The organism is Nocardia sp. CA-084685, assembly GCF_050955785.1.
In the GTDB taxonomy this organism is placed as follows: domain Bacteria; phylum Actinomycetota; class Actinomycetes; order Mycobacteriales; family Mycobacteriaceae; genus Nocardia.
Window position 1 is genome coordinate 5,243,412 of sequence record NZ_CP192094.1, and the last position, 25,272, is coordinate 5,268,683.

Annotated in this window: 20 protein-coding genes and 4 pseudogenes; 12 read left to right on the forward strand and 12 right to left on the reverse strand. The window is 64.0% G+C overall.

The window, feature by feature from the left end; genetic code table 11:
• Positions 1-43: 43 nt before the first annotated feature.
• The 5 genes and pseudogenes from ACQP2U_RS23535 to ACQP2U_RS23555 all read right to left on the reverse strand — a co-directional run bounded on the left by ACQP2U_RS23535 (position 44) and on the right by ACQP2U_RS23555 (position 2,164).
• Positions 44-289 carry a hypothetical protein gene (locus ACQP2U_RS23535; RefSeq protein WP_433709466.1) on the reverse strand — a complete coding sequence of 82 codons (246 nt, stop codon included), beginning with the start codon at positions 287-289 and terminating at the stop codon, positions 44-46.
• A 226-nt stretch (positions 290-515) separates the two neighbouring features.
• On the reverse strand, positions 516-1,043 hold the full coding sequence (locus tag ACQP2U_RS23540) for an AmiS/UreI family transporter (protein ID WP_433716564.1): 528 nt from the start codon (positions 1,041-1,043) through the stop codon (positions 516-518).
• 288 nt (positions 1,044-1,331) lie between these two features.
• Positions 1,332-1,676: pseudogene (locus tag ACQP2U_RS23545) on the reverse strand (hypothetical protein); the annotation flags it as partial.
• Positions 1,615-1,758, reverse strand: coding sequence for a hypothetical protein (locus ACQP2U_RS23550; RefSeq protein WP_433709467.1), 144 nt, complete (start codon positions 1,756-1,758; stop codon positions 1,615-1,617). The pseudogene ACQP2U_RS23545 and the gene ACQP2U_RS23550, both read right to left, overlap by 62 nt.
• A gap of 157 nt (positions 1,759-1,915) precedes the next feature.
• Positions 1,916-2,164 carry a hypothetical protein gene (locus tag ACQP2U_RS23555; RefSeq protein ID WP_433709468.1) on the reverse strand — a complete coding sequence of 83 codons (249 nt, stop codon included), beginning with the start codon at positions 2,162-2,164 and terminating at the stop codon, positions 1,916-1,918.
• Positions 2,165-3,515: 1,351 nt separating this feature from the next.
• Between ACQP2U_RS23555 and ACQP2U_RS23560 the strand changes: the two genes are divergently transcribed.
• Positions 3,516-4,190 carry an MspA family porin gene (locus tag ACQP2U_RS23560; RefSeq protein WP_433709469.1) on the forward strand — a complete coding sequence of 225 codons (675 nt, stop codon included), beginning with the start codon at positions 3,516-3,518 and terminating at the stop codon, positions 4,188-4,190.
• 65 nt (positions 4,191-4,255) lie between these two features.
• The gene (locus ACQP2U_RS23565) at positions 4,256-4,927 is read left to right on the forward strand and encodes an MspA family porin (RefSeq protein WP_433709470.1); all 672 of its coding nucleotides are present in this window, start codon (positions 4,256-4,258) and stop codon (positions 4,925-4,927) included.
• 752 nt (positions 4,928-5,679) lie between these two features.
• Here the strand turns inward: ACQP2U_RS23565 and ACQP2U_RS23570 are convergent.
• Positions 5,680-6,332: pseudogene (locus tag ACQP2U_RS23570) on the reverse strand (thiamine pyrophosphate-dependent enzyme).
• A gap of 733 nt (positions 6,333-7,065) precedes the next feature.
• Between ACQP2U_RS23570 and ACQP2U_RS23575 the strand changes: the two are divergent.
• Entirely contained in the window at positions 7,066-8,493 is a 1,428-nt protein-coding gene (locus ACQP2U_RS23575; protein ID WP_433709471.1) for an amidase, read from the forward strand.
• A 367-nt stretch (positions 8,494-8,860) separates the two neighbouring features.
• On the opposite strand, the gene ACQP2U_RS23580 is transcribed toward ACQP2U_RS23575, so the two are convergent.
• The 5 genes and pseudogenes from ACQP2U_RS23580 to ACQP2U_RS23600 all read right to left on the reverse strand — a co-directional run bounded on the left by ACQP2U_RS23580 (position 8,861) and on the right by ACQP2U_RS23600 (position 14,529).
• A complete protein-coding gene (locus ACQP2U_RS23580; protein ID WP_433709472.1) occupies positions 8,861-9,853 on the reverse strand; it encodes a response regulator transcription factor in 993 nt (330 codons plus the stop codon).
• Positions 9,854-9,881: 28 nt separating this feature from the next.
• Complete coding sequence (locus ACQP2U_RS23585; RefSeq protein WP_433716565.1) at positions 9,882-10,202, reverse strand: histidine kinase dimerization/phosphoacceptor domain-containing protein; 321 nt, start codon at positions 10,200-10,202, stop codon at positions 9,882-9,884.
• A gap of 66 nt (positions 10,203-10,268) precedes the next feature.
• Positions 10,269-11,594, reverse strand: a pseudogene (locus ACQP2U_RS23590) (SDR family oxidoreductase); the annotation flags it as partial.
• Positions 11,595-12,214: pseudogene (locus tag ACQP2U_RS23595) on the reverse strand (formate dehydrogenase accessory sulfurtransferase FdhD); the annotation flags it as partial.
• Positions 12,214-14,529, reverse strand: a complete 2,316-nt coding sequence (locus ACQP2U_RS23600; RefSeq protein ID WP_433709473.1) for an FdhF/YdeP family oxidoreductase — start codon at positions 14,527-14,529, stop codon at positions 12,214-12,216. The gene ACQP2U_RS23600 and the pseudogene ACQP2U_RS23595, both read right to left, overlap by 1 nt.
• 501 nt (positions 14,530-15,030) lie before the next feature.
• Between ACQP2U_RS23600 and ACQP2U_RS23605 the strand changes: the two genes are divergently transcribed.
• The 8 genes from ACQP2U_RS23605 (at position 15,031) to ACQP2U_RS23640 (ending at position 23,384) form a co-directional block, all read left to right on the forward strand.
• Positions 15,031-15,762, forward strand: coding sequence for a HutD family protein (locus ACQP2U_RS23605; RefSeq protein ID WP_433709474.1), 732 nt, complete (start codon positions 15,031-15,033; stop codon positions 15,760-15,762).
• Positions 15,759-16,949 carry an NAD(P)/FAD-dependent oxidoreductase gene (locus tag ACQP2U_RS23610; RefSeq protein WP_433709475.1) on the forward strand — a complete coding sequence of 397 codons (1,191 nt, stop codon included), beginning with the start codon at positions 15,759-15,761 and terminating at the stop codon, positions 16,947-16,949. The genes ACQP2U_RS23605 and ACQP2U_RS23610 overlap by 4 nt, the downstream gene beginning before the upstream one ends.
• Positions 16,950-16,986: 37 nt before the next feature.
• Positions 16,987-18,324: a type III glutamate--ammonia ligase gene (gene glnT / locus ACQP2U_RS23615; RefSeq protein WP_433709476.1), complete on the forward strand. Its 1,338-nt coding sequence runs from the start codon at positions 16,987-16,989 to the stop codon at positions 18,322-18,324.
• A gap of 21 nt (positions 18,325-18,345) precedes the next feature.
• Positions 18,346-19,245, forward strand: a complete 900-nt coding sequence (locus tag ACQP2U_RS23620; protein ID WP_433709477.1) for a class II glutamine amidotransferase — start codon at positions 18,346-18,348, stop codon at positions 19,243-19,245.
• On the forward strand, positions 19,230-19,946 hold the full coding sequence (locus tag ACQP2U_RS23625) for a protein glxC (protein WP_433709478.1): 717 nt from the start codon (positions 19,230-19,232) through the stop codon (positions 19,944-19,946). Before ACQP2U_RS23620 ends, ACQP2U_RS23625 begins: the two co-directional genes overlap by 16 nt.
• A gap of 10 nt (positions 19,947-19,956) precedes the next feature.
• The gene (locus ACQP2U_RS23630; RefSeq protein WP_433709479.1) at positions 19,957-21,276 is read left to right on the forward strand and encodes an FMN-binding glutamate synthase family protein; all 1,320 of its coding nucleotides are present in this window, start codon (positions 19,957-19,959) and stop codon (positions 21,274-21,276) included.
• Positions 21,273-22,547, forward strand: coding sequence for an allantoate amidohydrolase (locus tag ACQP2U_RS23635; protein ID WP_433709480.1), 1,275 nt, complete (start codon positions 21,273-21,275; stop codon positions 22,545-22,547). The genes ACQP2U_RS23630 and ACQP2U_RS23635 overlap by 4 nt, the downstream gene beginning before the upstream one ends.
• 243 nt (positions 22,548-22,790) lie before the next feature.
• On the forward strand, positions 22,791-23,384 hold the full coding sequence (locus tag ACQP2U_RS23640) for an IS5 family transposase (RefSeq protein WP_433709481.1): 594 nt from the start codon (positions 22,791-22,793) through the stop codon (positions 23,382-23,384).
• 223 nt (positions 23,385-23,607) lie between these two features.
• On the opposite strand, the gene ACQP2U_RS23645 is transcribed toward ACQP2U_RS23640, so the two are convergent.
• Complete coding sequence (locus ACQP2U_RS23645) at positions 23,608-23,895, reverse strand: hypothetical protein (protein WP_433709482.1); 288 nt, start codon at positions 23,893-23,895, stop codon at positions 23,608-23,610.
• Positions 23,896-24,236: 341 nt separating this feature from the next.
• Here ACQP2U_RS23645 and ACQP2U_RS23650 point away from each other — a divergent pair, with 341 nt between their 5' ends.
• Positions 24,237-24,959 (forward strand): transposase, encoded by a 723-nt coding sequence (locus ACQP2U_RS23650; protein WP_433709483.1) that lies wholly within the window; start codon positions 24,237-24,239, stop codon positions 24,957-24,959.
• The last annotated feature ends 313 nt before the right edge of the window (positions 24,960-25,272 follow it).

The following is a 25,272-nucleotide window of genomic DNA, read 5'->3' on the forward strand; positions in this document are numbered from 1 at the left end:
GCAAGTCGATCTTTCATGGGTAGGAAAACCTGCGGGCGATCGTTCAGCAGGTCTTGACGGACTTCGCGGTCGAAATGTCGACGGTCCAGCGTTCGCGCGCCGGGCGGCTGGCGCCGATGTCGGTGAGCTCGTAGACATCGGGGTGCACGATCACGTCGACGACAATCGAGCCACCTTGCTCGAAGACGTCGAGAGTGTCACCGACACTGCCTCGCGCGAGTTCCAGCCACTGGAGTGTGTCCCCGAGTGGAACAGGAAGGGGACCCGTGCCCCGATTGCGAGGTTCCATGCAAAAGAACACCGCTGAGTGGACCCGCGGCACGCCGGTGACTCCGCGGTGTCCTGCAACGGGCTCCTGAGTTCGCCCGCCACGGCGAATTTGGGGGCGGCAGCTAAGAGACTGTCGCCGAGGTGTCTTCGGTCGATATTCAGTTCGTCTTCACTCTGGTATCACGCCTGAATCACTCCGGAGAACAAGAGGACCGCTGGAACGAGTGCGGTGCCGATCGCTTCGGCTACTGCGACCAGCGCGGTGGCGCGGTGGCGCGGTGGCGCGGTGGCGCGGTGGCGCGGTGGCGCGGTGGCGCGGTGGCGCGGATAAGGGGTCTGCCAAGTCCAAGGGTAAGGAAGAACAGGAACCACAGCCCGGCCCACGCGAACCAGCTGACCGCGATCCAGTGGTCGAAGGTACCGCGGGCGATCGACAGCGAATGGATGCCAATGGGAAGGGCGATCCCCGTCACCACGAGTGAGAACCACCCGAGTGCGGTACCGCTGGCTCCGGTGAACTGGTTGGCACCCACCCACAGATATGTCAGTGCGAACAGTCCGATGTAGGCAGCGGGTGCCGCGCTCGCGGTGTCGGGGCTCTTCGCCAAAATCAACGTGATGATCACTGCACCGAGGAGCCCGGTGAACAAGTTGACAACTGCAATGTCTTTGCCAGCCAGCTGAATCGAGGAATCCATCGTGGTGGAACGCCACATCCAGATTCCATTGACGAACAGGCTCGCGCCGACGAACACAAGAAATACTGGGAGCATTTCTGGGCACGTTTTCGTGACAGGGTCCAGATCGCTGCGATGGCGGCGCTGGGTGACCCGCAACGCGAAGTCGTATTCCTGAGCCGCGGACAGTGTTGTCCGCGCCCGGAGAGCCGTGCTCCCATACGTTGCCGGAGGGCAGTCGGAGAGACACGAACACGTCGTCCTCAGGGACCGCAAGGCCGTGGGCCTGGAACGCGAAGGTACGAGCCCGGACGCCGAGATGCACGACATGCCGCACGCGGTCGGTCGGCATGGAGCAAGGCACATAGCTTCGGCGACGTCGAGGCCGTGCGCCCACGTTTCCATGAACCGGGCGGTTGCCATCGAGCTCAGGCTCATCGGCTGGCCGAACCAGGGCAGCCTCCGGCTTTCGGGCTGGAGAGTCTGCGCGAGCAGCATTCTGACTATGCGCCACCAAGCCATCAGTTCGGCTCGTGAGGTCTTCGCACCGGTCCGAGGACCCGGCGTCCACCAGCGTGGCCGCCACGGCAGCGAGAGCGACTGCGGGGACGCATGCACAGTACGCGCTCGATCTCCGCGGGATAGACGTTGAAACCGGCAGTCAGGATCATTCCTTCTTGCGGTCGACAATGGTGAAGTACCCGTCGTCGTCCATCGTCGGGATATCACCGGTCTGGAGCCAGCCACCCGGCTCAATGGTGCCCGTCGTCGCAGCCAGGTTGCCGTAGTAGCCCAGCATCATCCGGAACATCAACTCCGTGCTCCCCTACAGGCATCCCTACTGCTCGTATCCTTTGCGTCGACGATCCGCCATTGCCGGGAAAGGGATGGCGACCATCCCAGGCTTGTTGGGGCCGACCACGGAATTGGCCCTGATGACACCAGCCAGTTCGGTCACCTCCCAGACCTCATGAACGGGGCAGCCCGTTCGCTCTGTGAACTCGACCGACTGGGCCGCCGCGGCACGGTCTGGCGACCGACAGGCTCGACAGGTCGTAGTTGTCGAAGTCGGGATGCGCCAGCAGATAGTAGTAGGCGGTCGGAACACCATCCATCAGTGTGGCAGCCTGCTCGCTGATTGCGCTCAGAACCGCTACCTCATTGATGCCACCGGTGAGGTCGGGCGGCGATGGCGGAAGGCTCGCGATGACGGCCATCTGCGGCAGCCCCCTGGGTCACCTCTCACCACTGCGAGCGTGGGCAAGCTGGCACCGAGATCAGGGAGGAAGCCGTCGCCATCTATCAGCGTCTGGTAGTACCCGAAGGGTAGTACCCGAAGCCGACTCTGCCGCGTCCGGCCTCGCCACACTGGAGAAAGAGCGCCCATTGCGCTGATAGGCGGTACCTGCGGACTTCGCGAATTGGCGATCGGGCACAGCGCCGCGCCGTCCCGATACGACGCACCGAGTTGGAGCGAAAAGCGCCGCCGCCGCGACATCGACGGAGGCTGGTCTGGGCAGACTTCGGGTCACACAAAATCGGCCGATTGACGTATGGACTCGGCGTGCTCAGGCAGAGATCCTACAAGTGTCGGCGAAGAGCGGATCAACGAACCACTCGGGCTGTCGCCTCGGCGGATACGAATCTCTGCCAGCTGACGACGACCAAGGCGACCGAGCGTTCATGAGTCGTGGACATTTGATTGCCGTTTACATAGAAAGAGAGCGCCAAGAGTTCGCGCATTCACCATTGACAAATAGCCGTGTAGAAATCGACGGTTGCGTTATTTGCGGAAGCAACGCGAACAAACCGACGCGAGAGCATTAATTCGGATGATGGACGAGTTGAGGGGGTTGAAACAGGGCAATAAATGTCAAGGAGATTACGATGGAGCGAACTAGCGAATATGAGTTGTATCGGGATTTCGGTCTCTGGACGGAACTGGTCGACCGTGCCGCGCACGCAGAGAACGAAGTCGAGAGGGAAATACCAGCATTGCGGGCGGCGGAGCTCGAGCAAAAGTGGACCTCCACTACGAGGAAACTATGGAGAACTCTCCATGAACTGCATGAGCGGAAGGATGCCGTTAGGAGAAGTGGACGAGAAGCAAGGCTTTCACATACTTCACATCCGGCGAGAAGAATGTGATTATCGTCGGATGACCGCAGCCGATTGGAAGGCTGTAGCCGGTTGGCTCAATCCAGGTCAAAGTAAACTGATCGGACAAATGGGCGCCGAGTGAGCGGACCGACTCAAGCGCGTAAGGCATGGGGAAACCCTACAAGCCCGCCACGGAAGGTTATGGCCCTGAAATTCGATTGACGTCGCCAGCGAATCGGCTCGATAAGAGATCCCGCACTCGTGGCTCTTTTGGCATACATTCGTCATTCAATCTCGGCGACTGTCGCATCAGAAATCTATCTGGCTAGTTTCCGAATCTGACGCCTCGGTGACAGCCGGGTTGTATCGCCGCGCAGATGGAGGATCGCTGGCGGAAATAGTTGTCGCGAATATGTAATTTGCAACCACAGCGGGGATAACTCCACGCACCATGTGATGAGGAAATGTATGAATGAGAACCGCACCAAAGGTCTGCGCCGCCGTGCCCGCGTCGCGGGCGTGGGCGCTGCCGCGGCTGTTGCCCTGGGCCTGCTTTCGACAGGTGCCGCCGATGCCGATACCTTCGTGCCGTTGCCGGACGGCCAGAAGGTGGGGCCGGGCGTGACGATCACCCGGAACGGAGAGCGGGCCCTGATCTCGCCGTCGCTGGCTGCCAACGGCGCCGGTCGCGTGGTCTGGGTGTCGGGCAACGCGGTCGCCGACGTGACCGTCACCCCAGAGGGCGAGATCGGCCCGAACAACGGTCCGACCGGGAACCCCGGAACCAACAACTCCTCGACGCACGGTGCGTCCCAGTTGAGCACCGGTTACATCGTCGGCTGCCAGGTCAGCATCGCCGACGACGCGATCTCCGCGGGAGTGTCGGGCAGCGTGAACCTCGGCGGCGCGAGCGCGGGCGGTTCGATCGGTGTCAACCTCGGCCCCGGCGAGGTCAAGTTCGTTCAGATCGATTACAAGGACATCCTCAAGCCGGGTGTGTACTCCGTCGAGTACCAGGATGCCGAGATTCAGATCCAGGGCTGCGCGGGTTACGCGCAGGCGCGTTCGTACACGGTCGTCGAGATCATCGGCGATCACTACTCGAAGACCACCCTCTACGGGATGCCGTTCAGCATCGGCTGACGTCTGTCGAATCCAACGAACCATCCTCCCGCTGAAGCGGACTCAACCCTCGAGGGATACCAACCATGATCAACCGTAAGAACCTGGCGCGGATGGCCGGCGTCGGCGCCGCTGCCACCATCGCCATGGGCCTGTTCTCCACGGGTGCGGCCAACGCCGACACCTTCGTCCCGCTGCCGGGCGGCGAGCTCACCAAGACGCTGTCGGACGGCACCGTCGTGACCATCCGGCTGGTCGGCGAGTCGGCGAACATCAACCCGTCCATGGGCGCGACGCCGCTGCACCGCAACGCGTGGGTCTCCGGCAGTGCGCAGGTCGAGCTCTCCGGCACCACCAGCGGAGCTCTTTTCCCCGGTTACACCGTCGGGTGCCGGGTCAACATCGCCGGAGGCGGCGCCACCGGTGGTGTGGACGGCAATGTGGACTGGAGCGACGGGCAGAATGTCACCGGCGGCGTGGGCGCCAACTCGGGCGGTAACCTCTCGCTCGGCCCCGGCCAGACGAAGTCGTTCTATGTGCTCGATTTGGAGCAGGCCGATGACTTCGGTAACGAGACGCACAAGACTCGTAATGCGTTCAAGGGCACGTCGGGTTCGGTGACGTGGGCCGATGAGACCATCGGTCTGAACGGTTGCGGAGGCTACGCCCAGGCGCGTTCGTTCGTCAGCGTGCACGTCGAGACTGAGAGCATTACCACCTGGGTGACGCTGTGGGGACAACCCTTCAGCCTCGGCTGAGGCTGGACGCCAATCTGCATAACACGAATGGGCCTATAGTCATCGCGACAGGGCCCATCCGCAGCCCCGATAGCAGTTCGATAGCTACATTCTCAGGGCTTATGACCGTCTGTAGTTTCGTTTGAAGTCCGGTCCTCTCGCGTCCACGACCGATCTCGCTGACCGCGCCGAACAGCTCGGGATAGTCGCCGACGGCGTGTACGCCCACACCGCGGATGACGATCCCAACATTGGAGCAATCGAAGGAGAGGACTTTCTCTTCTGCTTCGGGCTCTGCCGCACCGATGGCAGCGAAGCGCTGAATCGATCAGCTTCGTCAGTACACAGACAAGCCGGTACGCTATTCGGCGCTCTCGCACTACCATGCGGTGCGGGCGGTCGGCGCGTCCGCGTTCATGGCAGGCATAACTGTCTCGCACGAGCAACTGTGGCCGTGATCCTGGATCGGGGTTTCGAGGACTGGACCAGCGAGTTCACTTTCCCCGGTTCGCAAAGGGTAATGAGACGATTCCCGGACTCACGCGGCCAACTTTGACCTTCGCTGACCGGGTATCGATCGACCTCGGTGGCCAACGATCTTCTGCTCCGGCAACCACGCGACGAGGTCACCTTCGGTGCCCCGCGGCCTACGTGCTCGAGTATCAGTTCCCCGCCCTGTTCGCCAGCGACCTCGTGGAGGCCCGGGCTGGGCTTTACATCGGCGTTGCCTTCCATCGAGAATGGGCGACGACAACGCTCGACCGGATCCAAGACTACGGTGCCGAAATGTCTTCGCGCAGTGCCTCGTTGAGGGCCGCGCTGTAGGCCCACTGGAGCGCGTCGAGCACCTCGTCGTCGCATCGACGCTCGATGGTCGCGAGCTCGTTCTCGTCGGCGAAGCCATGTGTGAGCAGCCGCTCGCGCAGCAGCCGTCCGCGGTCGCGCCACGACTCGAGGATTGATTTGTCGCGGTAGAGCATCTGGTCGCCCGAGAAGTGACCCTCGAAGCGAAAGCAGTCAGCAACAACGAGCGATGGCCCTCCGCCGGAACGGGCACGCTCGACGGCGCGCGACACCTCGACCCGCACGGCCACAACGTCCATCCCGTCCACCTGTGTGCCCGGGAACCCGTAGGCGGCTGAGCAACCAGCAAGATCGCCTCCGGCTGTCATCTCCTCGAGTCGGGCCGACATCGCCCAGTGGTTGTTCTCGCAAATAGGACGAGTGGCAGGTTCCAGAATCCCGCCATGTTCGAGACTTCGTGAAACGCGCCTTGGTTGATCGCGCCCTCGCCGAAGAAGCACAATGCGACCCGGTCCTGCTTAAGGAGCAGTGAGGAGAGCGCCGCTCCGCCGGCGATGGCGAAACCACCTCCGACGATGCCGTTGGCGCCGAGCATCCCGACCGAGAAGTCGGCAATGTGCATGCTGCCGCCCCTGCCGCGGCCGCTTGATCAACTTCGGCCGTAGCTGTCGTAGCGCTGCCTGACACTTCGGTGGAATACGTCAGACGTGCGGCTGGCCTTCAGGTACTTGCAGTCGCCGCGATATTGACCTGAAACTAAATGCTGGACGGGCGTGATGATGATCTAGTCGGCGAGGGCGTGTTTCGAGGTCGGCGTTGGCCCCGGCGTTGCCCCCGGTCAGGCTGCCGATGGTTCTAATTCCCCGCTACGACGCTCGGGGCGGGGCCGACCTGGGCGGGGGTGGAATTGCCGTGACCCAGTTGCGGAAAACCGCCGCCAGCTACCAGCGTCTGGCAGTACCGAAGCCGACTCCGCCCCTGCCATCTCGCCACGCTGCAGAAAGAGCCCACATTGCGGCGACAGGTGGCAACACGCGAATTTCGAAATCGGCAACTCGGCACGGCGCAGCGCCGTCCCGATACGACGCACGGAGATGGAGCGAATGCACCGCCGCCGCGACACCGACGGAGGCTAGTCGGGGCAGACTTCGGGTCACACAAAATCGGTCGATTGACGTATGGCCTCGGCGTGCTCAGGCAGAGATCCTACGAGTGTCGGCATGGAGCAGATAAAAGGACCGCTCGGGCAGCTGCCTCGGCGGATACGAATCTCTGCCAGCTGACGACGACCAAGGCGATCGGACGTTTACGAGTCGTGGACATTTGATTGCCTGTTTACCTAGAAAGAGAGTGCCATGGGTCTGAATGAGATCTGCTTGATGGATGCCACGGAATTGGCGCAGAAGATCAGGCAGAAGATCCTTTCGCCAGTCGAGGTGGTGGATGCTTTTCTTGATCAAGCCGACCGCGTCAACCCTCAGGTAAACGCCTACTGCTTCACACTTCACGAGCGAGCGCGTGCGAAGGCTCGTGAAGCGGAGGCTGCGGTCACTTCCGGCGCAGAACTGGGGCCTCTTCACGGTGTGCCTATCGCGATCAAGGACATCACCGAGTCGAAGGGAATCGAGACGACGTTCGGGTCGTGGGCGCTCAAGGGTCACATACCCGACAAGGACGCAATCATCGTAGAGCGATCCGAAAAGGCTGGGGCGATTCAAATCGGCCGGACCAACTCGCCAGAGTTCGCGCATTCACCATTCACGAATAACCTCGTCTTCGGTCCCACGCGTAACCCCTGGAATCTCGAGCATACCGCCGGTGGGTCGTCGGGTGGCTCCGCAGCCGCGGTCGCTGCCGCTATGGCTCCGATTGCCGAGGGGACCGATGGCGGAGGGTCCATTCGGATCCCGTCCTCTTGCTGCGGAACCTTCGGCTTGAAGCCGCAATTCGGCCGAATCCCCTCTGGAATTCTGGAGACTCACTATGAGAGTCTTCTGAACTTCGGACCCATGACATGGACCGTCCGGGACGCGGCTCTCTTGATGTCGGTTTGGGCGGGCCCAGATGGACGTGATGCCCTCTCCTTGCCGGACACAGGGGAGGACTGGCTCGGCGCGCTTCAGGGCGATGTTCGCGGCGCGAAGGTCGCGTACTCACCCGATCTGGGCTGGGCTGTCGACCCGCGAGTCAGGGAGGTCGTCGAGAAGGCGGTATCGACATTGAGTGACCTCGGCTGCCAGGTCGAAGAGGTTCCGATCAAGGTTACCGAGGAGGTCTATGAGGCCGAGCTGGTCAAGTGGGCGTCGCTGTCCACTGCACTCTTCGAGAAGTACGCGACGCGAGAGAATCGGTCGCGCATGTGTGACTTCACCCTCGAGATGTTCGACCTCGGTAACGCCAGGTCGGCGGCCGACTACATCAAAATGGACATCGCTCGCAGTCGCTGGTATGACCAGGTCCAGAGCGTTCTGGACAAGTACGACTACCTGGTCTGCCCGACCATCGCAGTTCCGCCTCCTTCTGCCGAAGGAATGTCCTCTGGCCCAGACATGGTTGCCGGCAAGCATGTTCACACGTGGCTGGGCTGGGTCTTGACATGGCCGTTCAATCTGTCGATGCACCCGACGGCCAGTGTTCCCGTCGGATTTACCTCAGGGAACCTTCCCGTGGGCATGCAGATCGTCGGCAGGCGCTTCCGGGAGACGGATGTCCTGCGGCTGGCGGCACGCTTTGAGGAGGCGTCGCCGTGGACGCACCGGCGGCCGGCCATCGCACTGGGATAGTCCGGGTGGCGGTCCTCACGGGACGCCAGCCCGAGTTGGTGTAGCGAGAGGCGATGTTCAAGGTCGTGGTGGGGACGAGGTCAGCTTGTCCCCACCACGGCCGCAGAATGTCGGCAAGCTGGCCCGTCGGGGGGTGGATGTGGCGTGGGATGACAAGCGGATCGAAAGTCCTTCCGGCGGCACGCCGTTTCGGACCGTGCCCCGCGCTGTTGTGTAGGGCCGCCCACACACGCGCTCACGGCCGACTGCCGACGCGCCTTGCCGTATACAAGGTCTCGCGCGCACTCCAATGTCATGCGCCGCCTGCCTCGCGAGTACGAGGACAGCACACGCTACGAAGTGTTGTTCTGAAGGGAAGACTGCCCCCTCATGGCTCTTCGCCGAGGAGCAACCCCTGACCGACCGCTATAGCAACGAGTTGTGAGCGCGTCGAGCAGGCCAGTTTTGCCAAGACGTGCTCCACGTGGGTCGATACGGTCCGCACGCTTACATACAACCGCTGGGCGATCTGGGGATTGGACAAGCCGCGCGCGACGAGATGCAAGACCTCCAACTCGCGGGGCGTCAGGCCGTATGGCCACGGTCCGGCCTCCGCAGTCACCAAAGCTACACCGTCTGGACAGGGGACCACCGTGATTCTCCAGCAAGACCCGGACTGCTTCGGCCACAGAAAACTACGGCGCTGCCAACTCCCGCCCAGCCTGGTGAGAAGCTGCAGCAGTGCGCTGTCTTCGGCCAATTTGGGCCCGGTCTGGTGCCCGGGTACTTCGGCGACCAGCCCGTGAGACGACACGACGACCGCCCCGGCTCCGGGAGCGAGCGTATCGACGAGGGTCTGCGGCGTCCGGAGCGTGTCACACACCAGGGCCAAAAGTCCCCGAAACCGCTCGAGTGTCTCCCGCCGCTCGTCGGTCGCCTCGGAGGGCTTCGACCAGCCCATGTGCAGGGAACCGGTGTACCGGCCATCCGGCAGCCACAAGCAGAAGGTCGTCCCTTCATGAAACCCCTCCGGTATGAGGAACTCCTCCGCAGTGATCGTCCTCGAGAAGTCGAGATTCCAGTCCCGAGCCATATCCCGCCATCGCAGCGCTCCCGAGGTTCCCGTGTGCAGTAGCGGGAAGGCGGGATTGTCGCTCACGAAGCCATCATTGATATGCTCGATGACCCTTTTCGAGAACCCCTCGCTCGCCAGTTCCCGGTGAACATGCTCGCCGGTGAGGGGGTTCCACGCGCTTAGGAGGTAGGCCGAACAGGGAACCAACTCTCGGAGCAGGCGCGTGGTCTCCTCGGCCCGCTCCCGGATCTCATCGCGCGGATAGCCTAGGAGGCTGCCCTCATTTCCCGCCCTCAGCAAACTCATTTCGTTTTGCGTAACCAACGGGATCACCTCAAGATCGCTCCACGCTGGCCCATACCGTGGGTCGGATCGCGTACCCCACTCTAGCGCAGCTAATGTTCGGTGATTCTGCATCTTCTGCAGAAGTCTGATCGATCGTGTTCATGACTGGCTGGCGGCCTTGACACTCGCGAAGCTCACCGAGCACCCGGATCAGGCCGTCCCCGATCTCGGTGATTCGCGCCCGCAGGCGTGGCAGATCGGCAGGCATCATCGCTCCCAGGCCACGCGGGTTGAGCGCGAGCGCAATGAGCCCTTGCTGGACCGCATCGTGCAGATCCCGCTCGAGCCGCCGCCAGCTGATCACTGCCACCCTGACACGTACTCGTGAGGCGTTGAGCTGGGCATGAACGTTCGAGATCGTGATTCCATCATGCTTACTGGCACCGCCGGTGACGTAGCCGGCCGCGGGAGAGCAGAGGTAGGCAGCGGCCTCGGCGATGTCGGTGGGATCGCCGGTGTGGCCGAGCGGGACCTTGGCGACGAGCTTGTCGCGAGCCCGGCCGTCCATCGAAGCGAACATCGGAGTCTCGATCAGTCCAGGGGCGATGGCATTAGCAGTGATTCCCTGGCGGGCTCCTTCGAGGGCGATCGTACGGGTGAGACCGACGATTCCGGCCTTCGCGGCGACGTAGTTCGCCTGCCCGAAGTTGCCCCGCCAGCTCATCGAGGAGAACGAGAGGATGCGGCCGTAGCTTCGCTCCTACATGAACGGCAACGCCGCGCGGATGCAAAAGAAGGCGGCCGACAGACTCGTGTCGAGCACAGCGTGCCAGTCGGTGTCGCTGATGTTGGCGACGCGGTTGTCACGGATGATCCCGGCGTTGTTGACCAGGACATCGATGCGCCCATGCTCGGCGTGCACCTGGCGGATCCACTCATCGACATCGGCGGAGCGCGTGACATCCAGGGCGCGCGCCGCGGCGGGCACGCCATGTTTATCCGAGAGCTCGGCGGCGAGCTCGCGACCGGTGGTCTCGTTGATCTCACCGATCATCACCGCGGCTCCCTCGGAGGCGAAGCGGTGGGCCATGGCACGAAGGCCGTAGGCCCAGCCCGGATCGGCAGCGCACCAGTAGACCGAGTCCGCGCGAACCCCGAGCCCGAACTCGAGGTAGGCCTGCCACCCCGCGACGTAGCGCAGAGAATGCACAACCCCCTTCCGGGCCCCGGCCGTACCCGAGGTGAACATGTGCACGAACGCGCCATCGCCACCGATCGCGGCGCTTCCTGTCACCGACTCTGCGCCGGCGAGGCGATCCGCCAGCCGTCGCCCCACGTCCGGCACATCGGCCTCGCTCCCCGACACGAGGACCGCCCACGACCCCTCGGGCACTTTGGCGGCCTGGCCCGCGTCAGCGACGACGACCCTTACGTCAGCGCCGGCCAGGCGCGAGGTGACGGCGGGGGCGGCGAATGCGGTGAAGAGCGGCACGTAGACCGCGCCGGAGCGCCAGATGCCCAACAGCACCGTCACCAGATCGGCGCTCTTACCCATCAGGGTCGCCACCCAGTCACCCCGACCGACCCCGAGCCCTGCCAGCACACCGGCGAAGCGCTCCGATCGCTCCCGGAGCTCGCCGAAGGTCAGGTCCGTCCACGAGCCGTCCGGCTCGACGAGGGTGAAGGCCACGGCCCCGGCGGGGTGGCGATCACACATCAACCAGGCCGGGTCGGCATCGGCCGCGGAGAAAACCTCGACCATCTGCAACGGAATCCGATCACGTTCGACGGCCCAACCGATAGCTTGTCCACCGCGTTGTGCCGTCCGACATCTTCCCGGACGGCGAGCACACCCTCATCGGCCGTGAACAGCCCCGCCGCGTGGAGTCCCCCGGTAGTCTCGAAGACCTTCTGCGCCGCCCGCAACGCATCGGGCAGGCCGACGACCGTATGCGCGGGCACCACGATCGGATCGGATTCCGGTAGATGCCGAGTGCGCAGCCGAATGGCATCGAGCGACGCCTTGCCGCATACCCCGCAGGAGGATGTCGTGTAGAAGTTGCGCTCTATCCCGGCAGCGGACAGCTCGACGCCGGGTGCGAGTTCGACATCGAGAACGTTGTAGGTGTTGCGACCTTCATCATCGAGATTGCCGCAGTACCGAATGGAAACGATGTCGGACCTGTCGGCGATCGCCCCCTCGGTCAACAAGAACCCCTGTGCGAGTTCGAAATCCGCGCCGGGGGTCCGCATCGTCACCGCGAGCGGGTTCCCGTTGATCCGTATCTCCAGCGGCTCCTCGACGACCACGTTGTCCCATCGCGTCGAACGCCGACCCTCCAAGAACCTGGTGATCGACTTGCGGGCGGTGACGCGTCCCATCAGGGACGTCGTTCCAGGCGTATCGGAATCGCCTTGGATACGGGTGTATTCGACTGGTCCGCCACGTGGTCGAGTGGGATCAGCGGGTTCGTCTCAGGATAGTAGGCCGCTACGTTTCCGGCGGGCGTCGAGTACGGCACCAACCGGAAGTTCTCGGCCCGGCGTTCCCGCGACCCGCCGTCGGCCTCGGTCCAGTGCGACACGAGGTCCACCCGGTCCCCCGCCGCGAAGCCGAGTGCCGCGATGTCCTCGGGAGCGATGAAAAGTACCCGCCGACCGCCTTTCACACCGCGGTAGCGATCGTCGAGGCCATAGATGGTCGTGTTGTATTGGTCGTGCGATCGCATCGTCTGCAGAATGAGCCTGCCGGGCGGCACCGGCACCCAACGCAGTTCGTTGACGACGAAGGTGGCCTTGCCGGTCGCGGTGTCGAATCGCCGTTCATCCCTCGGCGGATGCGGGAGTTCGAAACCGTCGGGTTGCCGGACGCGAGAGTTGAAGTTCGCGAATCCCGGAACGACTCGGGAAATACTGTCGCGAATCCGGTCGTAGTCCTTCATGAACTCACCCCACGGCACCGGATGTTCGGCGCCGAACAGCACCTGCGCGAGCCCGCACACGATGGCGACCTCGCTGCGCAGCTGCGGTCCGGCGGGGGGCAGACTACCCCGGGACAGATGCACCATCGACATCGAATCCTCTACCGACACCTTCTGCTTGCCGGTCTCCTGGATATCGGTGTCGGTACGCCCGAGCGAGGGCAGAATCAGCGCTGTGCGACCGTGTACGAGGTGGCTGCGATTGAGTTTGGTCGATACCTGCACTGTCAGCGCACACGATCGCAACGCCGCCTCGGTCACCTCGGTATCGGACATGGCGGCGGCGAAGTTGCCGCCCATCCCCACAAAGACCGAGACCTTCCCGTCCCGCATCGCCCGGATCGAATCCACCGCGTCCAGGCCGTGCGCACGCGGGCTCTTGATACCGAACTCGGCGTCCAGCGCGGCCAGAAACCGCTCCGGCATCTTCTCCCAGACGCCCATCGTCCGGTCTCCCTGGACGTTGGAATGCCCGCGCACCGGACAGACTCCAGCCCCACGCTTCCCGATCATCCCGCGCATCAGCAGCAGACTCACCGCGTCCTGAATGGTGGCAACGCCGTGCACCTGCTGGGTGAGTCCCATCGCCCAGCAGATGATCGTGCGCTTCGAGTCGATCAACGCGCGCGCGGTGCCTTCGAGCTGCGCCGAGGTCAGACCGGTCGCCTCGACTGCCTTCCGCAGGTCGAGCCCCCGGATGTGCGCGCAGTATTCCTCGAATCCCGCGCACGAACTATCAATGAAGGCGCGATCGAGAACCGTGCCGGGATTTCGGTCCTCCGCCTCCAGCAGCAATTTCGCCAAGCCTTGGAACAGCGCTTGGTCACCGCCGATGCGAATCTGCAGGAACTCGTCGGCGATCACCACCCCGTCACCGAGCACACCGTGCAGCCGCTGCGGATCCTTGAATCGGAGCAACCCCGCCTCGGGGAGCGGATTCACCGCGATGACTCTCGCGCCGTTCGCCTTCGACTTCTCCAACACCGACAGCATTCGCGGATGGTTCGTACCCGGGTTCTGGCCGACGACGAGGATCAAATCAGCACTCTCGAGGTCGGTCACCGACACCGATCCCTTGCCGATCCCGATCGCCTGGGTCAATGCGGTGCCCGAGGACTCATGGCACATGTTCGAACAATCCGGCAGGTTGTTGGTGCCGTACGAGCGCACGAGCAGCTGATAGAGGAATGCCGCCTCATTCGAGGTGCGCCCGGAGGTATAGAAGACCGCCTCATCCGGCGAGGGCAACGTCCGCAGTTTTCCCGCGATGAGTTCGAACGCGCCGTGCCAGTCGATCGGCTCGTAGTGGGTCGAGCCGGGCCAGCGCACCATCGGGTGAGTCAAGCGCCCCTGCTGACCGAGCCAGTAGTCGGTCTGTCGCAGCAGTTCGGATATCGGATGGGCGGCGAAGAATTCCGGTCCGAGCCTGCGGGTGGTGGCCTCCTCCGCCACCGCCTTGGCTCCGTTCTCACAGAATTCGGCCTGTTTGCGGTGTCCCGGCGTTTCGGGCCATGCGCAGCCTGGGCAATCGAAACCGTCGGGCTGGTTCAGTTTCAGCAGTGTACGCGCGGTCCGAGTGGCACCCATCTGCTCCATGCCGCGACGTAACGACACCAGCACCGCGGGTACGCCCGCCGCGTAGGACTTCGCGGGGGTGACAACCAGGTCCCGCTCGTCGAACCGGTGCCGATCGTCGTCGAGCTCGAATTCTTCCAAGTCCGCAGGCCTTCCTCAGGGTAACCGTTGGCAAAACCAACGGCTTCGTGGATCGTCTTCCGCCGATAGCGCCAACCTAATGGGGTGAATATTTTCGGAACTTTGTACCGAATACCGAACACCAATTAAGGCGATCGCAAGCAACCGACTATCACTCGACGCGGCTGTGAAGTAGGCCCATTCCCCCCGGTGAGGGTCGCCGATACCGGCTCCAGCCACTTGCACTGCCACGCCGCGCGCCGAGCAGTAACGGCCGCCGCTCCTGAGTGCCACGCCCCATGACCACAGCGCCATGCCCCGCCGGCGCGATCCTCCGATCCGCGGATGTGGAGTCAGTCATCGGGGCGCTCCTGTTCTCGGATCGATTGCAGCCTACCGTTGGTGCGACGCTCGAGTTTCCTACTATGAAACATAGTATCACCTTGATGCAACCCGATATCGGCATACCTCAACCCAGGAAGCCTCCCGGTGTGTCGCCCCGGATCTCCAGAAGGAGCGCTCATGCTCGAAACCATCCGAACAGTGGCACGCCGCGATCGCCAATCGGTGCCCTGGTTCAACCGGCACGGAATGACCAGCGAGATCGTGCGCGGAACACCGACACAAAGCGGAACGCCGAGTTGGCGCCTCAGCGTCGCTTCGCTGCGTGAGGACGCGGACTTCTCTCCGCTGCGCGACATCGACCGAGTCTTCACCGTTGTCGGCAACGTCGGCACCACACTTCACTTCGCGGATCACGATCATTGGGCCGCACCACTCGTGCCATACGCGTTCGCGGGTGAGGACAGCCCATTCTGCGAGATCACGGCACCGACAGAAGCCTTCAACGTGATGGTCGAGCGAACCGCCGCGACCGCATCCGTGACCTCTACGGGTGATCACGCGAGCCGACATCCACAGCTCCGCCGACTCGATAATGGCCATCTTCGTGGCGAGCGGTTCCGGATGCCTCGACCGGACGAGACTCACCAGCGGCGATTGCGTGATCTGCCACGGCAGGTCCGGCGTCTTCCGGGGATCGGCCCATTTGCTCATCGTCGAAATCGTCTCCACCGCAGGCAAATCGAGCATCGAACCCCTCGGAATCGCGACAGTGCCGCATTGACAGCCGTGGGGCGCGGCGAGTGCCGGGCACGCGACTATGCAGAAATACTGTTTCTTGACATTCAACATCGATTCATGTCAGCATACTCCAATTCTTGGGTCGAATGCTCAGCAGAGGATGGGAAATGACCGCAACCACCAAGTTCCTGATCGTCGGCGGGGGTCTCGAAGGGCTGTCCATAGCGTGGTCGCTTGCCGACCGAGGCGAAACCCAGGTGCTGGTGGTCGAACGCGACACGCTCTGTTCGGGTATGACGGGCAAGTCCAGCGGCGTGGTGCGCTGCCATTACGGCACCCCTTCGCTGGCCGCGATGTCGTGGTACGGCGTGGCCGTCTTCGAGCAGGCGACCGAGATCTTCGGCGACGATATGGCCTTCCGCCAATGCGGTTACGTGGTCGGCGTCGGCGAGAACAACGTCGATCCACTGAAGGCGAATGTCGCCATGCAGCAGGAGCTGGGTGTCGAGGTCGAAATGATCGGACACGACAAGATGGCCGAATTGTGGCCCGGTCTGCGCCTGGACGACTTCGCCGCCTTTGCCTACGAACCGCGCGGCGGTCGCGGCGAGGCATACATGACCGGAATGGCGTTCGCCGCGGCGGCACGAAAGGCGGGAGTGCAGATCCGCCATAGCACACCGGTCACCGAACTGCGACAGGGCCCGAGCGGCCAGGTCTACGGTGCGGTTCTGGCCGACGGTACGCAAATCCACGCAGAGCACGTGATCCTCGCAGCTGGTCCGTGGACACCTGGCCTCGGTTCGACCATCGGCCTCGATATCCCGGTACGCGCCCAGCGCGCCCAGCTGGTCCTGGTCGATCAGGGTGAACCGACTCCCGAGGTTCCGGTTCTCTCGGATCTGGCTGGGCTGCAATACATCTGCCGGGAGCCGAACGGCGAACTGCTGGTCGGCAACAGTGACCACGCAGAGCCCGAATACATCGATCCGGACCGCTACATCAACCGGGCCGACGAAGCCACGATCGAGAAAGTCATCGACAAGCTGGACAACCGGCTTCCCCAGATGCCCGATCCTCGAGTCACCAGCAGCTATGTCGGCGCGTACGACGTGACGCCCGACTACAACCCGATTATCGGCCCCGCTCCGGTTCCTGGACTGTTCCTGGCCACGGGATTCTCCGGACACGGCTTCAAGATCTCACCCGCGGTCGGACGACTGGTGTCGGATCTGTTGCTCGACGGCGCTACCCGGCTACCGAACGTCGACCCGGCCGATTTCCGATACGAACGCTTCGCGGAGGGCAAGCCCCTGCTCAGCCGGCACCCCTACGAGGGCGCCGGGGAAATGCGCTGATCCCGATACCAACCAGACCGCACCAGCAGGAGACCAGATGTCGCTCGACACCACCACAGCACCGATAGCCGCCACGCGATCCCTGACCGATCTGGCCCTGGCCAGCGATACGAAGTTCATCCTCGCCCTGTTCGTCACATTGTCCGGAAAGCCCTGCGCGAAACTCGTTCCGGTCGAGGCGGTCGGGCAACTGGAGCGTGATGGAGTCGGGTTTGCCGGGTACGCGGCCGGAATGATCGGCCAGGAGCCGCGCGATCCCGATCTGGTCGCGGTGCCGGATCCGCGCTCGTTCACCCCGATTCCCTTTGTCCGGCCGGGCCTGGCGATCGTGCACTGCTCGCCGCATGTCGAAGGTAAGCCGTGGCCGTTCGCACCCCGAGTCATCCTCGAACGCACCCTCGCGCGGGCGGCCGAGCGTGGATACACCGTCAATGTCGGCGCCGAAGTCGAATACTTCCTGGTCAACCGCACTTCTTCCGGCGGTCTGACTACTGCCGACGCTGCGGATATCAGTGATCAGCCCTGTTACGACGCCCGCGACGTCACCCGGATGTACGACCACCTCACCGAGGTCTCGCAGGCGATGAACAGTCTCGGCTGGGGCAATTACGCGAGCGACCACGAAGACGGCAACGGTCAGTTCGAGCAGAACTTCGACTACGCCGACGCCTTGACGACTGCCGACCGGGTGATCACGGCTCGCTACCTGCTGTCGATGATCGCCGAAAAGCGCGGCATGACGGCGACATTCATGCCGAAGCCGTTCACTGATCGCACCGGCTCGGGCATGCATATGCATCTGTCACTGTGGGACGGCGACCGGGCCCTGTTTCCCGATCCGAACGACCCCAACGAACTCGGACTTTCAGCGACCGCGTACTCGTTCGTCGCGGGCATCCTCGAGCATGCCTGCGCACTGCAAGGCGTCATAGCGCCAACCGTGAACTCCTACAAGCGAATCGGCGCGACGGCGACCACCAGTGGCGCCACCTGGTCGCCGCGGTACGCCACCTACGGCGGCAACGACCGCACCCACTATCTGCGCGTGCCCGATAGCAACCGCGTCGAGTTGCGCGGCGCGGACGGCGCGGCCAACCCGTATCTCGCCGTGGCGGCCACACTTTCGGCCGGGCTCGCCGGAATCGACAGCGGCCTCGAACCGGGCCGCCCCGGCGATCGGTGCGGGGACATTCTCCCGATGACACTGGCGCACGCGATGGACGCGTTCGAAGCCGACCCGGTGCTGACCGGCGCACTCGACATCGCAGGACCAGGGGTCAGCGCCTACTTCGCCCAGCACAAGCGCGAAGAGTTCTTCGCCTGGCACAACACCGTCTCCGCGTGGGAGATCGACCACTACCTCACCGCGTTCTGACCCGATCGAAAGGAGTGCATCGTGTGCGGAATCGTCGGGCTTCACCTGCGTGACCCTGCCCTCTACCCGTCACTGGGCACCTTGCTCAGCGGCATGCTCGACCAAATGTGTGACCGAGGACCCGATTCGGCGGGAGTCGCAGTCTACGGCGATCCGACCTGGTCGGCTTCCGGCCACGCGACCGTGTCGGTACTCGGCGCGTCGATGGCCGCCGAGGTTTGGGCTGGACTCCTCTCCACCACAGTCGGTGTGCCGATCACGGCGCATGATCTGGCGCCGACCACGGTGCTGCACGGCCCACTCGGCACCGATGAACTCGTCGCGGCCGTCCGGGTGAGTGACCCCACAGCCCGCGTTATCGGTTTCGGCTCCGATCTCACGGTCCTCAAGGGCATCGGGAACCCCACCCAACTCGCGAACGGCTTCGGCTTGCCGCAGGCACAGGGCTGGCAAGGCGTGGGCCACACCCGGATGGCCACCGAATCGGCGGTCACCGCGGCGGGCTCACACCCCTTCTCCGTGGGAACCGACCAGTGCCTGGTGCACAACGGGTCGTTCTCCAACCATATGAGCATCAAGCACCAGCTTGAACGCCACGGCACGGTATTCGACAGCGAGAACGACACCGAGGTCGGTGCGCGTTTCGTGGCTCAACAGCTGGCCGGTGGCGCCGATCTCGAAAAGGCGCTGCTGCTGCTGAACGAAACCTTCGACGGCTTCTACACCCTGCTGGTCTCGACCAGCGATTCTTTCGCCGTCGTCCGTGACTCCATCTCCTGCAAACCGGCCATCATCGCCGAGACCGAGCAGTGGGTCGCCATGGCATCGGAATTTCGCGCGCTGGCCGAACTGCCCGGCATCGACCGGGCTCGCATCTTCGAACCCGAACCGGAAGAGGTGTACGTATGGCACCGACAGTGACCACCGATCAGCAGCCTGCCGTCACCTCGGCCGTGCTCGATCTCTCGAAAAACGGTGTGCGCACGGCGAATGCACTGCTCGCGTCCGGCGCTGCGCCGGATGAACTGACCATCACCAATCCCCGAGGGGCACACGCAGTCGCGTGCGGACTCACCCGCGATGTCGACGTGACGATCGACGGGCACGTCGGCTATTACTGCGCGGGCATGAACCAGATGGCCACGGTGACCATCAACGGTAGTGCGGGCGTCGGCGTCGCCGAGAACATGATGTCCGGCACCGTGCGGGTGCGTGGCGATGCCTCACAGTCGGCCGGTGCCAGCGCGCACGGCGGGCTGCTCGTCATCGAGGGCAATGCCGGCGCGCGGTGCGGAATATCGATGAAGGGTGTCGATATCGTCGTCGGCGGCAGCATCGGACATATGAGCGCCTTCATGGGCCAGGCCGGACGGCTGGTGGTATGCGGCGATGCCGGTGAGGCGTTGGGTGACTCGCTGTACGAGGCTCGGATCTACGTACGCGGCACAGTGGCATCGCTCGGCGCGGACTGTGTCCGCAAACCCATGCGCGACGAACATCTTATCGAACTTCGCGAGCTACTACTGTCGGCCGGATTCGACGCGGACGCCAGCGACTTCACCCGTTACGGCTCTGCCCGACAGCTGTACAACTTCCACGTCGACAACGCGACCGCGTACTAGGAGGCCGCAGATGAGCACGCCGAATCCCGCACTACGCGAGTCCGCGACCTTCGACCGCCGGGTCATCGCCGAAATCCAGCGCGCCGCCGAAACCGGTATTTACGATATCCGTGGCTGGGGCGCCAAACGTCCACTACCGCACTTCGACGACCTGCTGTTTCTCGGCGCGTCCATGTCGCGCTACCCGCTCGAGGGTTACCGCGAACGCTGCGACACCGATATCGTGCTGGGTGATCGGCACGCAAAACACCCGCTGAACCTCGATATACCGATCACCATCGCGGGAATGAGTTTCGGTGCGCTGTCGGGTCGGGCGAAGGAAGCGCTCGGTCGCGGTGCCAGTGCGGTGGGCACTTCGACAACCACCGGCGACGGCGGTATGACGCCGGAGGAGCGCGGCCAGTCGAAGCACCTAGTCTACCAATACCTTCCGTCACGTTACGGAATGAACCCGGACGATCTTCGCAAGGCCGATGCCATCGAAATAGTCCTCGGTCAGGGCGCGAAGCCGGGCGGTGGCGGCATGCTGCTGGGACAGAAGATCACCGACCGCGTCGCCGGAATGCGCACCCTGCCGCAGGGCGTCGACCAGCGATCGGCCTGCCGGCACCCGGACTGGACCGGGCCGGACGACCTCGCTATCAAGATCATCGAACTGCGCGAGATCACGCAGTGGGAGAAGCCGATCTACATCAAGGTCGGCGCCACCCGCACTTACTACGACGTCAAACTCGCGGTCAAGGCGGGCGCGGACGTAGTCGTCGTCGACGGTATGCAGGGCGGAACCGCGGCCACCCAGGACGTTTTCATCGAACACGTCGGCATCCCTACTCTCGCCGCAATCCCCCAGGCCGTACAGGCGCTGCAAGAAATGGATGTGCACCGCAAGGTGCAACTGATCGTTTCCGGCGGCATCCGCACTGGAGCGGACGTCGCGAAGGCGATGGCGCTCGGTGCGGACGCCGTGGCTATCGGCACCGCTGCCCTGATCGCCCTGGGCGACAACAGCCCCCGCTACGCCGAGCAGTACGCCGAGCTCGGTTCGGCCGCAGGCTTCTACGACGATTTCCAAGAAGGCCGTGATCCTGCCGGAATCACGACGCAGGACCCGGATCTGGCGCAGCGCCTCGACCCTGTCGAAGGCGGGCGCAGGCTTGCCAACTATCTGCGAGTGCTCACCATGGAGGCGCAGACCCTGGCCCGGGCCTGCGGGAAATCGCACCTGCGCAATCTCGAGCCGGAAGACCTGGTCGCTCTGACCGTGGAGGCCTCGGCCATGGCGCGCGTTCCGCTCGCCGGCACCAATTGGATTCCGGGATCAATCACATGAGCGAAACTCGAGAGACCGCACAAGTTTTCGATTCACTCTGGACGCCGATCCTGCACGTCGGCAGGCATGGGGGCACTGGCGGCTACCGGCGCTACGCGTGGACCGATGCCGACCTCACCCTGAGGGAATGGTTCACCGCCTGCGCCGAATCCCGATCCATGAATGTCGAGGAAGACCGCAACGGCAATCTGTGGGCTTGGTGGCTGCCGCGCGGCTGGATCGGTGACCCGTCGGGCGCCTTCGTCACCGGATCGCATATGGATTCGGTGCCCGACGGCGGCGCCTACGACGGGCCGCTGGGAGTGGTGTCGGCGTTCGCCGCGGTGGATCTGCTGCGGGCCCGAGGTATCGAACCCTCGATCCCCATCGCGGTGGTGGCATTCTCCGATGAGGAGGGAGCTCGATTCGGGGTCGCCTGTATCGGTTCGCAACTGACAACCGGCGCGCTGGCACCGGATCGGGCACTCGGTCTGCGCGACAGCGACGGCATCTCCCTGGCGGAAGCGCTCACCCGGGCGGGGCGCAATCCCGAGCATCTCGGCGCCGACCCGGCGCTCGGCGACCGCGTGGGTGTTTTCGTCGAACTCCACATCGAACAGGGCCGTACCCTCGATCTCATCGACCGGCCACTGGCGGTCGCCTCCTCGATCTGGCCGCACGGCCGTTGGGAATTCGACTTCACCGGCGAGGCCAATCACGCCGGGGCGACCCGCCTGGTCGATCGGCACGACCCGATGCTGGCGTTCGCGTCGTCGGTCCAGGCTGCCCGCGAGGAAGCCGCGAAACTCAATTCTGCGGCAACCTTCGGGAAGGTTCTGGTCGCACCGAACGGAACCAATGCGATCGCGTCGCAGGTGCGTGCCTGGCTCGACGCCCGTGCCGCGGACGAAGCCACCCTGTGCACCCTGGTCACCCGCATCGCCAACCGAGCCCGCAACTACGCGGAGGACGACGGCATCGGACTAGCGGTCCGTACCGAATCGACCAGTCCCATCGTCGAATTCCCGTATGCACAACGGGCCAGGATCTTACGGGCCCTCGCACATCTCGGCGATGTCCCGGTCCTGCCCACCGCGGCAGGACACGACGCCGGGATCCTTTCCGAACACGTTCCCACCGCAATGCTGTTCGTCCGAAATCCGACCGGCATCTCCCACTCCCCTGTCGAGTTCGCCGAATCCAGCGACTGTCATCTCGGTGTCGCGGCACTCGCCGATGTCATGACGGAATGGGTGCGTCCACCAGCCTCGCCCAGAGAAACCACTCATTGAGCAGCACCATGTCCAGAACCATCCATATCACCGCCAATTCTCGACTACCCCCGCGGGCGGCACGGCGCGCGGCGCAGCTAGGGCCTGTCCTGTAATTGGTTGTGCCAGTTGGTGTTATCTGTAGGGCGTGGTTGGTGGTGGTGAGTTGACGGATCGGGTGTGGGCTCGGATCGAGCCCACGCTGCCGGTGTCCGGTCGTGGCTGGCGCTGGCGCGATCACCGGCAGGTGATCAACGCCATCCTGTGAAAGCTGCGGACCGGCGCTCCGTGGCGCGACCTGCCGAACGGTACCGGCCGTGGAAAACTGCGCATGAGCGGCTGCGGACCTGGACCCCTGATGGAACCTGGCAACGGATCCTGGACGAGGTGATAGTCAAGGACGACTCGATCGGTGAGATCGAGTGGATCCTCAGCGTGGATTCCACCGTCGTCCGGGCCCACCCGCACGCTGCCGGAGCCCGAAAAAAAGGGGGCACCAACCGCGCGACCAGCGCCGACATCACCCCCGACAGGGACGCACTCGGCCGGTCCCGAGGCGGGCTGAGTACCAAGATCCACCTTGCTGTACACGGTCGCGGCCTGCCGATGCGGGTACTGCTGATCGCAGGACAAGCCGGTGACAACCCGCAGATACTGCCGCTGCTGGATGGCATCAGCGTGGCCCGCACCGGACCCGGCCGACCACGAGTGCGGCCAGAGGTAGTGATCGCGGACAAGCGTACTCGCATCCCTCGACACGACAGGCGCTACGGCGGCGCCGGGTCCGGTTCGTCAGCCCCGAACGCGACGACCAGGTCGCACGTCGCGCAGCCAAGGGCTGGACAGAACCTAAATTAGGGGCTCCGCTCCGCACCTGGGATTGGTTCCGACACTCTCACTTGACGACAGCGTTGCATCTGCACTTGCATCGGATCGCTGGGGACGAAAGCGGCGAGTGCTACATCCGTCAGCGGCCAGTTGGCCGATGCAGCGGTCGCTGGGCGGACGATGGCGCTGTCGCTGGTCGTGCGCCGTTTCTTCAGGTGGACGGGCTCACCACCAAGCGGTCGCGCCGGACCGATCAGCTGACCTCGATGTTGACCTCGATCGGGCTGGCCCTGGCCGGACGTGCCGGTGTGCGTTTGGCGCGGCGGCTCGGGTTGTCGGCTAGCCGCGACACGCTGCTCCGGCTGGTCCGTGGAATGCCCGATCCGCCGGTCGGTGTGGTGAAAGTGCTGGGTGTCGACGATTTCGCTGTCAGACGCGGCCGCAGGTATGGCACCTTATGCTGGATACGGCCACGCATCGCCCGATCGATGTCCTCGACGATCGGGAGGCCGACACCTTGGCGGCGTGGTTGTCGGCGCATCCAGGGATCGAGATCATTACTCGAGACCGTGCCGGAGCCTATGCCATTGGAGGGAGCCAGACGCGGTGCGCCGCAGGCGATTCAATGTGCCGATCGTTGGCATATCTGGCAGAACCTCGGCCAGGCGGTGGAGAAGACCGTCATCGCGCACCGTGATTGTGTGCGTGAATCATTCACTGCACCAACAAGTTTCCGCCGCCATCCTGCCCGATCGGGCAATACCGATGCCGCTGATTCTATGGCAAAGGTAGATATCTCCGAGGTCCGGGATCGGTTCGTGCAGTTGCGGGCCCGCACCATCGAGCGTTACGACGCGGTGCAGCGGTTGCGCGGTCAAGGGTATGGGCCTGCGCACGATCGCGAAAGAGCTTGGCATCGACCGGAAAACGGCTCGGCGGTTCGCTATCGCGTCCGATCCGGAAGACGTGATCGCCGCTGCCACGTCTCGGGCCGCGCTGTTGGACGACTTTGTTCCGCACCTGCTCACGAGATGGAACGCGGGATGCACCGATGTCGCGGTCCTCACCCAGGAGCTTCGCGAACTCGGCTACCGGGGCAGCCAGCGCACCGTCTACCGCTACCTGCAGCCCTACCGCGCGGGCCGGAACAAGACCCGGGTAGCCACAGTCCCTGCGGCGGTGCCGAAGGTCCGCGCCGTGACCGCGTGGATCATGCGAGATCCGGACAATCTCGCCAGTGATGACGCTCAGCAGCTCGCCGGGATTCTGGCCGGCTGCGCGGATTTGGAGGTTACCCGCGGCCGCGTCGGCGCGTTCGCTGTCATGACGCGCGACCTGCGCGGTGATCGCCTTCCCGAGTGGATGGCGCAGGTCCGTGCCGATAACCTGCCAGCGCTGCATTCGTTCGTCACCGGTCTCGAACATGACTTCGCCGCGGTCACCGCCGGGCTGACGCTTCCGTGGAGCAACGGCCCTGTTGAGGGCACCGTTAATAAACTGAAGCACCACAAGCGCCAGTGCTTCGGTCAGGCCAAACTGGTTCTTCTGCGCAAACGCTTGATGCTCAGCCACTCGACCGTCGATCAGCATCCGCCAATGAAATGATCACGGTTCCTACACCAGAACCCTTCCCCCTGGCAGCGGACACACCCGTCCGCTGATTCTCCCGCGTTCCAAACTACCCGAACTGTCAGGCTGCTCCGTGGCCAACCACGACACCGTGCCTCGACACCTGCGCCGGGACCGAAGAACGGCCCGGGCGGTTTCGGTCCTCACCGGCGAACAACAGCCGCTCTCCCCGCCCGCAGACTACGTCGGCGACCAGAGCGATTGCTGAAACTGCTCTCTGTCGTCGCGTGCGCGATTGTGGGTCGCCATTTCTCGTGCACGCCACTGAAACCTTTTCCGGTATGCAGAC